Below are 16,709 nucleotides of genomic sequence, written 5' to 3' on the forward strand. Positions count from 1 at the left end.
TCACAAAAACCGGCAAGACTAGCCATTCAGAATCTTCTCAGGAAAAAGTCTTGCTTGTTCTTAATCATTAGTTCATGATTGTTGATGCCTTAACCTGATTTTCAGCACTTTCGATCCAGCGCTTCATGGGCTCAGTCATTTCATTGGCCAAATCATCGACCCAGTGATTGGTGATCCTTAAATAGCGATTTTTAAATGGCGATCCTTCAATTCTCCCAGCACCCTTTTTACTGCAAAACCTTCCATCCTTGAGCCATGTCCCTCGATGCCGCTGAAAATCGTCCCACGATTCTGATTGTGGACGATATGCCAGCTAACCTTAGTTTGCTGTCTGATTTATTAGATGATGCGGGGTTTGAAGTTTGGATCGCCCAGTCTGGAGAAGTGGCGCTCGATCGGGTCAATTTTGCGACCCCAGATTTAATTTTGCTGGATGTGATGATGCCAGGAATTGACGGGTTTGAAACCTGTCGCCGCTTGAAGGCTAATAGTCAAACCTCCGCCATTCCCATCATTTTCATGACCGCCCTATCGGAGGTGGATGATAAGGTGCGTGGTCTCAATTTAGGGGCTGTGGACTATATCACCAAGCCCTTTCAGCAAGATGAAGTCCTTGCACGGGTGCGCTTACATTTGCGCTTGCAATCCCTTACTAAAGCCTTGGCCGATCGCAATCAAGAATTGGAAGTTCGGGTGGCTGAGCGCACAGCGGCCCTGGAAAAGGCCCTGGCGGACTTGCAAGATACCCACCTCAGTTTGGTACGGGCGGAAAAACTATCCAGCCTGGGACAGTTGCTATCGGGAGTTGCCCATGAAATTAACAATCCCGTGAATTTTATTCATGGCAATCTGGTTCATGCTTGTAACTATGCAGAAGATTTGATGAATGTTTTGCAGCTCTATCAAATGTTTTATCCAGAGCCGCCAGCGGATTTGGCAACCCAAACCCAGGATTTGGACTTGCCTTTTATGATGGAGGATTTTCCAAAGATTTTGGAGTCCATGCGCTTGGGAACCGATCGAATTCGCGATTTGGTAGCAAGTTTGCGCAATTTTTCGCGAATGGGCAATCAACAGCTCGCCCCAGCGGACTTACATGAAGGGTTAGAAAATACCCTCATCATTTTGCGCCATCGATTGAAGTCCAAGGGCAGCCGGTCAGAATTTAAAATCATTCGAGATTATGGGGAGTTGCCCCCTGTTGAATGTTCGATCGGGGAAATGGGCCAAGTCTTTATGAACTTGATTGCTAACGCGATCGATGCTTTGGATGGATTGGACTGGGAGCACATGAGCGGTTTGGAGCCGGAAATTAAGATTCAAACCCGATCTCTGAATCAAAAATGGGTGCAAATTATCATTTCTGATAATGGGCCAGGGATTGAGCCGGAGGTGCAACAGAAATTGTTTGAAGCATTTTTCACCACGAAACCCACGGGCATTGGCACAGGATTAGGGCTGGCGATCGCCCGTTCAATTGTGGTCGATCGCCACGGTGGTCGGCTAGATTGTCAGTCTCAAATCGGCCATGGCGCAACGTTTATTCTCGAAATTCCCGTGACTCAAACCTAAGAGGATGTCTGAAAAGCCAAAATTGCTACTCTGTACGCCTCAGAGATCGATGTAGACAAGGGGCTTAAGCCCCTTCTACGACAATTAATCTTCAGCCCATATTGAAAGATACTTCTCAGACATCCTCTAACCAGAAAGCTCATCAGAAACCTAATCAGCGGCCATTGATCATTCGAGATAGGTTCAGGAGCGATCGGGCGATGCGATCGCCCGTTGTTGGATTTTTCCAGTAGCCATTGTGGGAAAGCGGATTCCAACTTTCCCAAACTTCTCCCGCATTCACGTTCAAATCTTCCTTCACGGTCCGTTGAAAAGCTGAATTAATGGGTCGTAATGGATAGGCAATCACATCATCAGAATCGTAAATATTCACCCATTCTGTAGCTAATTTCAGTTGGGGATAATGTTCTGTCAGGCGAGGGGCAGGGAACTGAATCGGCAGGCCCCCATCGCGATCGCGCAATGTCCAAAGGGCCAAGGGGCTGCCCAAGGTGTAATACAAACTGAGGGTTTCACCCCGCTCCAAGGGGCTATCGCCCACTTGGCGCAACACCGATTCTCGAAAGAGCGATTCTGCTTCGGTGTTATTCCCAAATTCCGCTTGCAAATCCAAAAGATAGTTATAGGAAACGATCGAACCAAGGCTATGGCCAATCATGCAAAGGGGCGCTTTAGGGCCAGCTTCTTGGGCAAGGGTGTGCAAAGTTTGGGCACAAAATCGATGAATGGCGTGATAGGAATGGCGACCGCGCGGACTCACCTGATAGGCAATGGCATCGGAAACAAAGGACACCATAAATTCTCGAATTCGATCCCAATTCATGGCGCTTTGGCGTTGGAATCGGGCCCACAAATCCTGTTGGTTATTTTCCAGAACCGTTGCCCAATACACGGGAGCCATCACGAACCGCTGATGATATTCCTTGGCAGAAATGCCTAGCTTACTGAAGCGATCGATTAGATTATCTTGCAGGCTGCGAATAAATTCTGGTTGGTCAGCTTTGCCGCTGTTGTAGTCAGGATCCCCGGCTCCAATGCCGTGAACAACAGCGATCGCCACCTTTTGCCAAGTTGTCCCGGCGGCATCACGCTTGGGGCTTTGGGATGTGGGGAAAAAGTTGGGGATCATGGGTTTCTCCAGTCCAGGTTTCGTAAAAATTTCGTCAAAATAGATAGGCTGGGGCGCAATTTGTCGCTGCTGCCCGGCCAGGGCCCGCAGTCTGTGGACGATGGCAATTTCGGTTAGATCAAACGACCGCGCCCTTGCGAAATAGCCCAGCGAAACAGTCAGGTGATGCTAGCTTAACAAGTGGCTCCATCTGGCTCCCAAGGGGCGATCGACCTCAGTTTCGCTCTGGCTTCGGTTCAGTTCCGGTCAAGCTTCGATCAAGCTCCGATCAAGTTCCGATCAAATTTGGATCTCCTGCGTTAAATCCCGCTCGCACTACCCTCCATCACCATGAAGCGCATTGTTCTCATTGCTGGGTTCGAGACTTTTAACGCCGATTTGTACCGAAAAGCTGCCCACCGGGCGATCGAGCGTTGTCCACAATTGCAAGTGACCACCTTTACCGATCGCGATATTACGGAACAGCCCGATCGGGTGGCCGCAGCTTTAGCAGAAGCCGATGTGTTTTTTGCCAGCCTAATTTTTGATTATGAGCAGGTGCTTTGGTTGCGTGATCGAGTGCAACAAATACCGATTCGCTTGGTTTTTGAGTCGGCTTTGGAATTAATTTCTCTCACTCAAATTGGGGCGTTCAAGATTGGTGACAAGCCCTCGGGAATGCCAAAACCTGTGAAGTTTATTCTCAGCAAATTTTCCAGCGGCCGCGAAGAAGATCGATTGGCTGGTTATCTCAGCTTTTTAAAAACTGGGCCCAAGCTGCTGAAATTTGTGCCCATTCAAAAAGTACAGGATTTGCGCAATTGGCTCATTATCTATGGCTATTGGAATGCCGGTGGCTTGGAAAATGTGGCCGCCATGCTCTGGATTTTGGCTGAAAAATATTTGGGTCTCTCGATCGGGGAAATTGCCCCACCCATTGAAACGCCCAACATGGGATTATTGCACCCTGAATATGCGGGCTATTTTTTGAATCCCCAAGATTATTTGAACTGGTATCGTCAGCAGCGTTTACCGCAGTTACTGGATCCTCTGATTAACGATCCAGAGCGATCGACAATCAAAGCCCCAAAGATTGATCCCGATCGTCCGGTAGTGGCCATTTTGCTTTACCGAAAACATGTGGTGACGCAACAGGCTTATATTCCTCAACTGATTCGCCATTTTGAAGCGGCGGGTTTGCTGCCTCTGCCCATTTTTATTAATGGTGTGGAAGCCCATGTGATTGTTCGAGATTGGCTGACTACTACCCATGAGCAACAACAGCGGGCCCAGGGCGATCGGGAATTAAAGTCCCTGGCGGCGGATGCGGTGTTGGTGGATGCAATTGTTTCCACGATTGGGTTTCCACTGGTGGGCGGCCCCGCTGGTTCCATGGAAGCGGGGCGACAGGTGGCGGTGGCCCAACGAATTTTGGCGGCCAAAAATGTGCCCTATTTAGTTGCCGCACCTTTGCTCATTCAAGACCTAAAATCTTGGACAAGACAAGGAATTGGTGGTCTCCAAAGCGTGGTGCTATATGCCCTACCGGAGTTGGACGGCGCGATCGATACCGTGCCCTTGGGTGGTCTGGTTGGAGATGACATTTACCTGATTCCAGAGCGTGTTCAACGACTAACCAGTCGCGTCAAAAATTGGATTCAACTGCGAAAAACACCACCGCGCGATCGCAAGTTAGCAATTATTTTGTATGGCTTTCCGCCGGGGTATGGTGCAACGGGAACGGCGGCCCTGTTGAATGTTCCCCGATCGCTCCTGAAGTTGCTGGAGTCCTTGCAAGCTCAGGGCTATGACGTGGGTGAATTGCCCACCGACGGCGAAACAATTATTCAACAGGTGAAAGCCGCCGACGATCGTTGGTCTTTGGGGCATCCGCATCGAGCACAACCAAGTCAAGCTCCCTTGAACGATGGTTGGGTTCCGGCTCAAATTCTTGATCAATGGTTAGGATATCTCGGCAGTTCTCGAATTCAAAAACAATGGGGCGGCCTCACAGAATCGGGTATTAAAACCTTTGGGGATGAGTTGCATATTGGGGGTGTTTACTTTGGGAATGTTTGGATTGGCGTGCAGCCGCCTTTGGGTTTGCAAGGCGATCCCATGCGCTTGATGTTTGAGCGAGACTTGACCCCCCATCCCCAATACGCTGCGTTCTATCAATGGTTGCAGCGGGTTTGGCAACCCCACGCGATCGTCCATTTTGGAATGCATGGAACTGTGGAATGGTTGCCGGGATCTCCCTTGGGCAACACGGGCTATTCCTGGTCAGATATTTTGTTAGGAAATCTGCCCCATTTGTACATCTATGCGGCGAATAATCCTTCGGAGTCCATTTTGGCAAAACGCCGGGGCTATGGGGTGTTGGTTTCCCACAATGTGCCTCCCTATGGGCGAGCAGGTTTGTATAAGGAATTGGTGAATCTGCGTGATTTAATTGCGGAATATCGCGAGGATCCGCAGGCGAATACGGCCCTACGGGATGCGATCGCTCAACGGTTAATGGATACGGGACTCGATCGGGATTGTCCGCTGCCGGAAGCACAACAATTGGGGGTGGAGCTGAGTGCGGAAACCCTGAAGTTGTTTGGCCCCGATTTGCTCGATCGCTACTTTGCAAGGGTCTATCAATACCTTCAGGAACTAGAACAACGCCTCTTTTCCAGTGGGCTACATGTGTTGGGAACTGCACCCAATCCTGAGCAACTGTTGTCCTATTTGGAAGCCTATTTTGAGGCGGATTTGCCCCGATCGGTCTTGGAAGCGATCGCCCAAGGATCCGACCTCGATCGCCCCCTGAACGCCTATCGATACTGGTTCCAACAGGAATATCCCAATCGATCGTTTGAGTTGGATCCCAAGGTCTCAGAACAGATTCAAGAAGCGATTCGTTTACGAGATTTGCTGAACCAAAATACCGATGAACTGACTAACCTATTGCGGGGCTTAAATGGGGAATATATTCCGCCCGCGCCGGGGGGAGACCTGTTGCGCGATGGGCCCGGCGCATTGCCCACGGGCCGCAATATTCACGCCCTTGATCCTTACCGAATGCCCTCCCCAGGAGCCTATGAACGGGGCCGGGCGATCGCCCGGCAACTGATTGCCCAACACCAACAGGAACATGGTCAGGAACCGGACAGCTATCCCGAAACGATTGCCGTGATGCTTTGGGGCTTAGATGCCATCAAAACTAAGGGTGAATCCTTGGGAATTTTGTTGGAATTGGTGGGCGCAGAACCGATTAAGGAAGGTACGGGCCGAATTGTGCGCTATGAATTAATTCCCCTGGCTCAGTTGGGCCGTCCTCGCATTGATGTGTTGGCCAATTTATCGGGCATTTTTCGAGACAGTTTCGCCAATATTTTGGAGCTTTTGGATGATCTGTTTGCACGGGCGGCGGCGGCCGATGAACCGATCGAACAAAACTTCATTCGTAAACATGCTCTGGAACTTCAGGCCCAAGGGGTGGAAAATCCCAGCGCTCGGCTTTTCTCGAACCCGTCGGGGGATTTTGGTTCCTTGGTGAACGATCGCGTCAATGATGGGAATTGGGAATCTGGTGATGAGCTGGCCCAAACCTGGCGATCGCGCAATGCCTTTAGCTACGGTCGGCGCGATCGGGGGCAAGCCCGCCCAGAAGTGCTCGATCGGCTCTTGGCCACCACCGAGCGCATTGTTCAGGAAATTGACTCCGTGGAATATGGCCTAACGGATATCCAGGAATATTACGCCAACACCGGAGCCTTGAAGCGGGCCGCCGAACAACGGCAACAGCGGCCCGTCACCGCAAGTTTTGTGGAAAGTTTCGGCAAAAACACCCAACCCCGCGATTTAAACAGTCTCTTGCGGTTGGAATATCGCACTAAATTGCTGAATCCCAAGTGGGCGGAAGCCATGGCCGCCCAGGGTTCCGGCGGAGCCTTTGAAATTTCCCAACGGATGACGGCCCTGTTGGGTTGGAGCGGCACGACGGATTTTGCCGATCGCTGGGTCTATGACGGAGCCGCCGAAACCTACGCCCTCGATCGAGCCATGGCCGATCGCCTGCGCCGCGCCAATCCGGAAGCCTTCCGCAACATTATTGGTCGTCTGTTGGAAGCCAATGGCCGTGGATTTTGGGCCGCCGATGAGTCCGTGGTTAGTCAACTGCAAGCCCTCTACGACGAAACCGACGCGACCTTGGAGGGGGTGACCAATCCATAAGTCACTCAATCTTGGATGTGGGCCAAGTTACCGAATACTTGGCGGATCAGCCCGGAGCTGCATGATTTGCCCTCAATAGTCTCGATCAGATAGGCTCATCAAGCCCTACTGAGCCTATGTCAAACTTACTTAGATGGGCGATACTGGATTTGAACCAGTGACCCCTTCCGTGTGAAGGAAGTGCGCTACCACTGTGCTAATCGCCCGCGCTCAGTGCGTTTCCGCCTTTGCAGAATCAAAGATTAGCATGGTGACCGCAATTGCTCAAGTCATTTGGCAAAATTTTTTGGACATTTTTTGAACTTCTATGGGGAGCTGGTTTGCCAGTGCTCGCTCATCAGCCTCGATCGGGCAGCGGTGCAAGAGCTGAAACACCCCATTTTCGGAACGATCGGGGGCGATCGGTCGTAATCATCCCCAGGGCCGCTCCATGGCAACACCAATTCCACGGGCGATCTAAACTTCCTAAGAGGATGCCTGAAAAGCCGAAACTGTTCTACCTTTCTACCTTTTTCTCTCACCGACCGATGAAGACAAGGGGCTTAAGCCCCTTGCCCCCCACGATCCGCTAACGGCAGATCTAGGGCCTTGGGCTAAATGACGACAGGCCCTAAGCCCCTTGCCCCCCACGATCCGCTAACGGCAGATCTAGGGCCTTGGGCTAAATGACGACAGGCCCTAAGCCCCTTGCCCCCCACGATCCGGCAACGGCAGCATCAGGGTTTCAGGCGATTTGACGACTCCCCAAGCTGGGTGTAACGAAAAGCTTTGATTGTTTTTCGATTTTTGTAGTTTCCTATACGGGTGCTACAGCTAAAATAAATACCGGCTTTAGGTTGGTTGAGGCTGCTAGCGTGAACGCCACTTCGGTTCTTTTGGAAGATTTGCGCGCTGGCACAACCAGCAATCGCGCCCGTCGCTACGATCCCAAGGAAGTTGCCCAATTTTACGGCCGGCGACCTTGGATTGGCATCTTGCGGCTGTTGCAAATTGCTTGGTTCAGTGCTGCATTCGTGTTTGGCTGGTTAGGCGATCAATTATGGGGCGAGCGGGATGACCAATTGGGCCAGCGAGCCGAGCAACTGCGTCAAATTTTGATCCACCTGGGCCCCACCTTCATCAAAGTTGGGCAGGCCCTGTCCACTCGGCCCGATCTGGTGCGGGTGGATTATTTGGCGGAACTCGAAAAACTTCAGGATCAGCTCCCGCCATTTTCGACGGAACTGGCTTTCAGCATCATTGAAGCGGACTTGGATCGCCCCTTGCGGGACATCTTCCGCGAAATTTCCCCCGAACCGATCGCGGCGGCCAGCTTGGGACAGGTCTACCGCGCCAAGCTCTACAGCGGCGAGGACGTGGCCGTGAAAGTGCAGCGGCCGAATCTGCTGCCAACCTTGACCCTTGATTTGTATTTAATTCGCTGGTGTGCCAGTTGGGCCGCTCCTTGGTTGCCGCTCAATTTGGGCCATGATTTGACCCTGATTGTGGATGAGTTTGGCAGCAAACTGTTTGAAGAAATTGATTACCAAAACGAAGGACGCAACGCCGAGCGATTTGGTGAAAATTTCCGTGACGATCCCACGGTCAAAGTGCCAGTGATCTACTGGGACTACAGCAGCCATCGGGTGCTGACGTTGGAATGGATTGATGGCTTAAAACTGACCAACACGGACTCGGTGCGGGAAGCGGGCCTCGATCGGGATTCTTTGATCGGAATTGGGGTCACGTCTGGCCTGCGACAACTCCTAGAATTTGGCTTTTTCCATGCGGATCCCCACCCGGGAAATCTGTTTGCCATGCGCGATGGTCGAATGGCTTACATTGATTTTGGGATGATGGATCAGTTAAACGAATCCACCAAGGAAACGATCGTGGATTCGGTGGTGCATTTGTTGAACCGGAAGTATGAGGAATTGGCGGGGGATTTTGTGCGCCTCGGCTTCCTGGCTCCGAATACGAATATTCGTCCGATCATTCCGGCGCTGGAGTCGGTTTTGGGCGAGGCGATCGGGCGGAATGTGGGCAGCTTCAACTTCAAAACCGTCACCGATCGATTCTCGGAATTGATGTATGACTATCCGTTCCGAGTGCCGGCCAAATTTGCGTTGATTATTCGATCGCTCGTCACCCAAGAGGGCTTGGCCCTGAGTCTGAATCCTCAGTTCAAGATTCTGGAAATTGCCTATCCCTATGTGGCGCGACGGTTGTTGATGGGGGAATCGCCCCAACTGCGTCGCCGTCTGATTGAAGTGCTGTTTGAAGATGGCAAATTTCAATGGACGCGCCTGGAAAATATGCTGGCGATCGCCCGTTCAGATTCCGGGTTTGATCTGGTTCCCACCGCTGGTTTGGGATTGCGCTATTTGATGTCAGAAGAGGGGCAATTGCTGCGCCAACGGTTGTTGCTGGCCCTGGTGGAAGACGATCGCCTCCATGGGGCTGAATTGCAGCGCCTGTGGGATTTGGTGAAGGATGACTTGGAACCCAGCCGCCTGATGCAAGTGGCGTTGGATACGGCTTGGGATGCGATCGCTGAATTCTCGCGCGATCGGGCTGCTCAATTGTTGCCCACTTGGGGCGCACCGGCTGCCGCTTTTAAAAGTTAGCCTGCAACCCGTGGTCAACTAACTTCAACCAATCATCAACCAATACGAATAACGGTCAACTAACCGGAATTAACCGGAACCAATAGCGGCCAGCTAACACGAACCAACACAAACTTAACTGATGGGATCAGGGGCTTAAGCTATGGAACAAGGGGCTTAAGCCCCTTGTCTGTTAGGGTTGCATCCGTTTTGGCTGTACTGATAGCTGGAGCTACTAGCCTACTTTTGCTCGTTCAAGTTCACAGCATGGAGACCGCATTCTTTTTTGCCCGCGTCTTCCCACCACCAGCGACCTTCCCGCTCATGTTGGTTGGGTAATACGGGCCGGGTGCAAGGTTCGCAACCGATGCTGATAAAGCCCTTTTCATGAAGTGCGTTATAGGGCACTTCGTAGGCGCGAATGTACATCCAAACATCGCTGGAAGACCAATTAGCCAGCGGATTAAATTTCACCAATTGATGGTCGGGTGTGGAAAATCCACCATCCACTTGCACGATCGGGACACTATCCCGAGTGGCGGGATTTTGATCTTTCCGTTGCCCCGTAATCCAAGCATCCAAGGTGGCTAATTTACGGCGCAGGGGGGCAACCTTACGGATGCCACAGCACTCTTTATGGCCATCTTCATAGAAGCTAAATAGCCCCTTGGCGTTCACCAATGCTTCCACGGCCGCCGCATCGGGAAACATCACATCGATCGAGATGTTGTAGCGTTGACGAACGCGATCGAGCAGTTGATAGGTTTCCGCATGTAACCGCCCCGTGTCCAGGGTAAACACCTTAAAGGGCTTGCCCAATCGATGGGCCATATCAATCAAAACCACATCCTCAGCGCCGCTGAAGGAAATGGCCATATTGTCATACAAACTCAGGGCCCGATCGAGAATTTTTTGGGGGCTTTCATTCTCTAATTCCTGAGCCAAACTGTTAAGGTCAATGGCGGGGGCAGCTAAGGATGTCACGGTGGGTGTTCTCCCTTGGATCGTGATGAAAATTGAGCGCAATTGAGTGGGAAGCAAACGGCAAGGCAATCCCACCCAATTTGCTGAAATGCTGAAGTCCAAGGGATCCATTCTATGATGGCGACGACCATTCAGGGATTCAGGGTTAGCGTTGTGGCCTGGGCCGAAGAGGATCCACAGTCGATCGTGAGCAAACGGCCGCCTGTGGGCAAAAAGCCGGGTCAATGGCCGCGACCATGCATCCAAGCCGGCCAATCTTGTCACCGAAGCGATCGCGACTTGACATTTCCCGAAATTTCTTCCACTCTGTCCAATTAGTCTTTACGGCTAGTCTTTGCAGCCACTTCGATCGTCCGTTTTGCCCTGATCGCGTCGTCCGCCTCAGCCTGTGACCGCGATCGCGCTGTCATCTATCCAAGTTTCGATCTATCTATATATTAGGAATACCGGGTCAGCCCTCCGCCATCCATGACAACCCTTGTTATTGTCGAGTCCCCGACCAAAGCGAAAACCATCCGCAACTTTCTGCCGTCTGGCTATCAGGTAACGGCTTCGATGGGTCATATTCGCGACTTGCCCCAATCGGCAAGTGAGATTCCGGCGGCGGTTAAGGGCGAACAGTGGGCCCAACTAGGGGTCAACATTGAAAAGAACTTTGAACCCCTCTACGTCATCCCCAAGGACAAAAAAAAGGTCGTTAAAGAGTTACAAGACTCTTTGAAGCTGGCCGATGAATTGGTTCTGGCCACTGACGAAGACCGGGAAGGGGAAAGCATTAGCTGGCATTTATTGCAGGTTTTGAAACCGAAAGTGCCCGTGAAACGAATGGTCTTCCATGAAATTACGGAAGAAGCGATTCGATCGGCCATTCAAAACTGTCGCCAGGTGAACGATAACCTCGTTCATGCCCAAGAAACCCGCCGCATTCTCGATCGCTTGGTGGGCTATACCCTGTCGCCTTTGCTGTGGAAAAAAATCGCGGCGGGGCTGTCGGCAGGGCGGGTGCAGTCCGTGGCCGTGCGGATGTTGGTGATTCGGGAACGGGCCCGGCGGGCGTTCAAAACCGGAACCTATTGGGACTTGAAGGCGGCGCTGACCAGCTTGGACGATCGCCCCTTTGAAGCCAAGTTGGTGGCCCTGGATGGCAAAAAATTGGCCACGGGGGCGGATTTTGACGAAGCCACCGGGCAAATCGCGGCGGGTAAAAAGGTTGTTTTGCTCAATGAAGAGCAGGCCCAAACCCTGCGCGATCGCCTGCGATCGGGCGATTGGACGGTGGTGGACATTGAGGAGCGACCCAACACCCGCAAGCCCTCGCCTCCCTTCACCACCTCCACCCTGCAACAGGAGGCGAACCGCAAGCTGCGGCTCTCGGCCCGGGACACTATGCGCACGGCCCAAAGTCTCTACGAGCAGGGCTATATCACCTATATGCGAACCGACTCGGTACACCTGTCTCAACAGGCGATCGAGGCGGCCCGTGCTTGCGTGACGGAACTCTACGGCGCAAATTACCTGAGTCCCCAACCGCGTCAATATGCCACCAAGGCCAAGGGGGCCCAAGAAGCCCACGAAGCAATCCGCCCGGCCGGCAGCACGTTCCGCACACCGCAACAAACGGGCCTCAGCGGACGGGAACTGCAACTATACGATTTGATTTGGAAACGGACGGTGGCCTGTCAAATGGCCGATGCGCGCCAAACCTTCGTTTCGGCCCAAATTCGGGTGGAAAACGCTGAGTTTCGGGCCAGCGGCAAGCGAATTGACTTCCCGGGCTTTTTCCGAGCCTATGTGGAAGGGTCGGATGATCCCGATGCGGCGATCGAGGATCGGGAAGTGTTGCTGCCGCCACTGACCAAGGGCGATCGGGTCAACTGCCAAGACCTGGAAGCCCTGCGCCACGACACCCAACCCCCCGCCCGCTACACGGAAGCGGCCTTGGTGAAAATGCTGGAAAACGAAGGCATCGGCCGCCCCAGCACCTACGCCAGCATCATCGGCACGATTGTCGATCGGGGCTATGCTCAACAACTCGGCAATGCCCTGGTTCCCACCTTCACGGCCTTTGCGGTCACGGGTCTTCTGGAAAATCATTTTCCTGACCTGGTGGATTTTGGGTTCACAGCCCAAATGGAACGCACCCTGGACGAAATTTCCACGGGCAAAACCTCTTGGTTGCCCTATCTGCGTCAGTTCTATCTGGGCGATGGGGGGCTGGATACGCAGGTGAAGGTGCGCGAAAGCGCGATCGACCCGGCCGAAGCCCGCACGATCGTTTTGGAAGATTTGAACGCCGATATTCGGATCGGGCGCTACGGAGCCTATGTGGAAGTCGTGGACGACCAGGGCGCAACCATTAAAGCCTCCCTGCCTAAGGACTTGACTCCAGCCGATCTAGACGCGGAGCAAATTGCCGCCCTGATTCGCCAAAAGACCGAAGGCCCCGCCTCGATCGGCAACCATCCCGAAACCGGCGAATCCATTTACGTGCTCACGGGAGCCTATGGCCCCTACGTGCAGTTGGGCGAAGTGACTGACGAAAATCCCAAACCCAAACGCACCTCCTTGCCCCGAGGCGTGACCCCCGAAAACCTGACCCTTGAGCTGGCCTTGGGGCTGTTGTCTTTGCCGCGCCTGTTGGGGCAACACCCGGAAACCGGCCGCCCCATCAAAGCCAGTCTTGGGCGCTTTGGCCCCTACATTGTTCACGACATGGGCAAGGACGGGGGCCAAGATTACCGATCGCTCAAGGCCGATGATGATGTCACCACCATCACCCTGGAACGGGCCCTGGAGCTGTTGGCCCAACCCAAGGCCAGCCGCAGCCGCAAACAGAAAACCCCGCTTCGCGAGTTGGGCCCTCACCCGGACGACAACGAACCGGTGAACCTGTATCAGGGGCCCTATGGCATCTACGTTCAACACGGCAAGGTGAATGCGGGATTGGCAGAAGGGCAAACCGTCGAGAGCCTGACCCTGCCGGAAGCACTGGAATTATTGGCGGCCAAAGCGGGCAGCAAGAAAAAGACCGCCCGTAAGACCACTGGCAAGACCACAAAAACCGCTAGCAAGACCACGGGTAAAACCACCAGCAAGACCACCAAGGCCAAAACCGCAGATACAGAAGCAGCCTCAGAAACAGCTCCCAAAACCACTCGCACCCGCAAAGCCAAAACCACTGAGGACAAGGCCCCGGAAGGCGAAACCACCCGAGCGACCCGATCGAGTAGCACTCGCCGCAAGGCTTCCTGAACCGTGATTTAGCCCCTAGGACTCTGGAGGCTTGTCAACCAATGTGAGTGACCAGGGTTGGAGCGGTTGATTCTCTGAGCCTAACAGCCCCAGACAAGGGGCTTAAGCCCCTTGTCCCTACCATCTGGCGATAGCTTAAGCCCCTTGTCCCTACCATCTGGCGATAGCTTAAGCCCCTTGTTCCTACCATTTGGCGATAGGCAGTGGGATCAGAGTCCCTGGAATCTGATGCCAACCATTAAGGGCGATCGGGGAAATGGCGGAAAACCACCCTCCAGCGGGGCAATTCCCACCGCGTGCGCATCCCCAAATCCTTCCTAGAATTGAAGCAACGGCCGGTCTTCGGATTTCCAAACTCCAAACACCGATGCCGATTTCTTCTTTCGGTTTGGTGCTATGAATCAACTAAAAACCACGGTTTTGCTCGCCAGCATGAGCGGCCTGCTGATTTTTGCCAGCGGTCTTTTGTTTGGAGGTGCTCGCGGGGCCTTCCTGGGGCTGGTTTTGGCGGCGGTGATGAACCTGGGATCCTGGTTCTATTCGGACAAAATCGCTCTGGCGGCCTATGGGGCCCAGCCCGTGAATCGATCGCAAGCGCCCCACCTTTACGCCATGTTGGAGCGGCTGTGCGATCGCGCGGGAATGCCTGTGCCCACCCTGCACATCATCCCCAGCCCGATGGCCAATGCCTTTGCCACCGGTCGTGACCCCCACCATGCGGCGGTGGCTGTGACGGAAGGGATTCTGGAAATTTTGCCGGAAGATGAGTTGGCGGCGGTGATTGCCCACGAACTCAGCCATATCCGCAACCGCGACACCCTGACCCAAGCGGTGGCGGCCACCATTGCGGGCGCAATTTCTTACTTGGCTCAGGCGGCCATGTGGTTTGGAGGCGATCGCGATCGGGGCAATCCGTTTGCAGGGTTGTTGGCCATGCTTTTGGCCCCGATCGCTGCCACGGTGATTCAACTGGGCATTTCCCGAACGCGGGAGTTCTCGGCCGATGCAGGAGCCGCAGAGTTAACGGGCGATCCGATGGCCTTGGCTCGGGCCCTGAAGCGCTTGGAAACGATGGCTGATGCCACCCGTTTGGAGGGCAATCCCGCCTTTTCGCCCTTGCTGATCATTAACCCCAGCGCCAAAGACTGGCTGCGCAACTTGTTTTCCACCCATCCTTCCACGGAGTCCCGAATTGCTGCGTTGGCCCGTTTGGCAGGACGCTAGAGAGTTGATTTAGGCAATTGCATTAGGGATTTTCTCGTTACCTTTGAGGGGCGATCGGGTCGTGAAAGCGGCTCGATCGCCCATTTTTTTGTGAAATTCTGATGATGAATATTTTTTGAACTAGTTGCTTGAGCCTCTTTTGGGGAATGTTGCGGTCATATTGTGGGGATATTTTTGGGAAATATTTTTAAGAATATTTTTCGAGATTATTGTTTAGTCGAGAAATCAAGCAATCAACCAATTAATATCCGGCTAATTATCCGGCCAATCTTGTTCTTGTCTTGCCCGATCGCGCCATTCCTCGCTAGCTTGGAGAAGAGCGCCGAACGATTGCTGAACAATTGACGAACGATTAATGCTATTGGGGCTTCCCCGCCATGAACTTTGTGGATGCGTTGCCAACCTTTTCGATCGCCCTGCGTGAGGGGTTTGAAGCGGTTTTGATCATTGGCTTGGTGTTGGCCTGTTTGCAACAGGCGGGCCAAACCCACCTCAACCGATCGGTGGTTTGGGGCATTGTGGCGGGGTTATGCCTGAGTGCCTTGGTCGGCGTTGGGTTGGCCGGGGTGTTTGGGGCCTTGGATCGATCGGTTACCCCTTGGGCCCCCTTTTGGACTCAAGGCTTAAAAGTGATTTTGGGCGCGATCGCCATTGGTCTGTTGAGTTGGATGTTGGTTTGGATGACTCAGCAAGCCAAACAACTGAAAGGAGAGGTGCAATCCTCCGTGCAGCGGGCGATCGGGGCGCAAACGGGAGCCGCCTGGAAAATTTTTGGCTTGGTTACGGCCGCCGTGCTGCAAGAGGGATTGGAAACGGTCATTTTCATTGCTGCCCAGTTTCAGGAAAGCCTCGGGGCCGCCGTGGGGGCGATCGCGGGCGTAATTGGAGCCGCCATCATGGGACTGCTGCTCTTTCGCTTTGGCATCAAGATTGATGTGCGCCGATTTTTCCAAGTGGTGGGCACCATTCTGCTGCTGGTGGTGGGCGCGTTGGTGATTTCCGTGCTCAAGCACCTGGACGCAGCGGCGGTTCTTTGGGGGCAACTGCATCCCGGCTGGGCTGGCCTTTGTGCCGTGGGGGGCGATTCCTGCTTGCTGGGGCCCTTGGTTTGGGATTGGTCAGCGACCTTGAGCGATCGGGTGTTGCCGGGTCTGTTGCTCAAAACCCTCTTTGGCTACCGTGACCATCTCTACCTGGCTCAGGCGATCGGGTATGGCCTCTTTTTGGGGGGCGTGGGAACCCTTTACTTCCGCAGTTTGCGGGGCCAGCGCGCTCCTGCGGCCCCGGCCGAAGCTTCGCCGGCCCAGTCGGGTCAAGGTTAGGGCCTGTCGTCAAATCGCCTGAAACCCTGATTCCACCTTTGGCAGATCGTGGGGGACAAGATGCTCAAGCCCCTTGTTACGACGACTGGGACATGGAAAATCAATCGTTTCCGCCCGATCCTAGGAAATGGCGGCAGGCCCTAGGCCAACGCAAGCCCCAAAACCAACGCAAACGTTTGCTGATCAGCCAGTTCAGCCGCTGAATGAGCCGTTGAGTTGCTCCTAGGCCTTGGGCTTGAGATAGGCGATCGCGTGTCGCCAAACGATTGTAGGCTGGTCGTAATGGTCAACAATGCAGATGCAATCGCTGTCCTGCCACTTCACCTTGCCTGCGATCAGGTCATTGGTTAGCAGCTTTAGTTCCACTTCTTGCTTATTCTTAATGGCTGTCTGCACTTGACGGGTGCTGGGCAGCCCAGTATTAAATTCTTCAGCCATAGG

10 protein-coding genes and 1 tRNA gene are annotated in these 16,709 nt (G+C 53.5%); 7 read left to right on the top strand and 4 right to left on the bottom strand.

All coding sequences use genetic code 11. The annotated features are described in order from the left end of the window. Positions 1 to 255 precede the first annotated feature (255 nt). Entirely contained in the window at positions 256 to 1,572 is a 1,317-nt protein-coding gene (locus AC2IAX_RS18435) for a hybrid sensor histidine kinase/response regulator (protein WP_494388751.1), read from the top strand. Between the two features lie 154 nt (positions 1,573 to 1,726). On the opposite strand, the gene AC2IAX_RS18440 is transcribed toward AC2IAX_RS18435, so the two are convergent. Next, the gene (locus tag AC2IAX_RS18440) at positions 1,727 to 2,701 is read right to left on the bottom strand and encodes a hypothetical protein (RefSeq protein ID WP_494388752.1); all 975 of its coding nucleotides are present in this window, start codon (positions 2,699 to 2,701) and stop codon (positions 1,727 to 1,729) included. 330 nt (positions 2,702 to 3,031) lie between these two features. Here AC2IAX_RS18440 and bchH point away from each other — a divergent pair, with 330 nt between their 5' ends. After that, the gene (gene bchH / locus AC2IAX_RS18445) at positions 3,032 to 6,901 is read left to right on the top strand and encodes a magnesium chelatase subunit H (protein ID WP_494388753.1); all 3,870 of its coding nucleotides are present in this window, start codon (positions 3,032 to 3,034) and stop codon (positions 6,899 to 6,901) included. A 134-nt stretch (positions 6,902 to 7,035) separates the two neighbouring features. Here bchH and AC2IAX_RS18450 read toward each other — a convergent pair. Further along, positions 7,036 to 7,107 (bottom strand) — tRNA-Val (locus AC2IAX_RS18450). Positions 7,108 to 7,174: 67 nt separating this feature from the next. Between AC2IAX_RS18450 and AC2IAX_RS18455 the strand changes: the two genes are divergently transcribed. After that, on the top strand, positions 7,175 to 7,312 hold the full coding sequence (locus tag AC2IAX_RS18455; RefSeq protein ID WP_494388754.1) for a hypothetical protein: 138 nt from the start codon (positions 7,175 to 7,177) through the stop codon (positions 7,310 to 7,312). 473 nt (positions 7,313 to 7,785) lie between these two features. Next, positions 7,786 to 9,507 carry an ABC1 kinase family protein gene (locus AC2IAX_RS18460; RefSeq protein ID WP_494390439.1) on the top strand — a complete coding sequence of 574 codons (1,722 nt, stop codon included), beginning with the start codon at positions 7,786 to 7,788 and terminating at the stop codon, positions 9,505 to 9,507. A gap of 219 nt (positions 9,508 to 9,726) precedes the next feature. On the opposite strand, the gene AC2IAX_RS18465 is transcribed toward AC2IAX_RS18460, so the two are convergent. Further along, complete coding sequence (locus tag AC2IAX_RS18465; protein ID WP_494388755.1) at positions 9,727 to 10,470, bottom strand: phosphoadenylyl-sulfate reductase; 744 nt, start codon at positions 10,468 to 10,470, stop codon at positions 9,727 to 9,729. 468 nt (positions 10,471 to 10,938) lie between these two features. Between AC2IAX_RS18465 and topA the strand changes: the two genes are divergently transcribed. From topA to AC2IAX_RS18480, 3 genes are all read left to right on the top strand, one after another. Then, positions 10,939 to 13,722 (top strand): type I DNA topoisomerase, encoded by a 2,784-nt coding sequence (gene topA / locus AC2IAX_RS18470; protein WP_494388756.1) that lies wholly within the window; start codon positions 10,939 to 10,941, stop codon positions 13,720 to 13,722. A 396-nt stretch (positions 13,723 to 14,118) separates the two neighbouring features. Next, positions 14,119 to 14,946: a M48 family metalloprotease gene (locus AC2IAX_RS18475; protein WP_494388757.1), complete on the top strand. Its 828-nt coding sequence runs from the start codon at positions 14,119 to 14,121 to the stop codon at positions 14,944 to 14,946. 377 nt (positions 14,947 to 15,323) lie between these two features. Then, entirely contained in the window at positions 15,324 to 16,268 is a 945-nt protein-coding gene (locus AC2IAX_RS18480) for an FTR1 family iron permease (protein WP_494388758.1), read from the top strand. Positions 16,269 to 16,490: 222 nt separating this feature from the next. Here the strand turns inward: AC2IAX_RS18480 and AC2IAX_RS18485 are convergent, their stop codons facing one another. Beyond that, positions 16,491 to 16,706: an Hfq-related RNA-binding protein gene (locus tag AC2IAX_RS18485; RefSeq protein WP_393011107.1), complete on the bottom strand. Its 216-nt coding sequence runs from the start codon at positions 16,704 to 16,706 to the stop codon at positions 16,491 to 16,493. Positions 16,707 to 16,709 lie beyond the last annotated feature (3 nt).

It is taken from the genome of Limnothrix sp. HT2024, assembly GCF_059138625.1.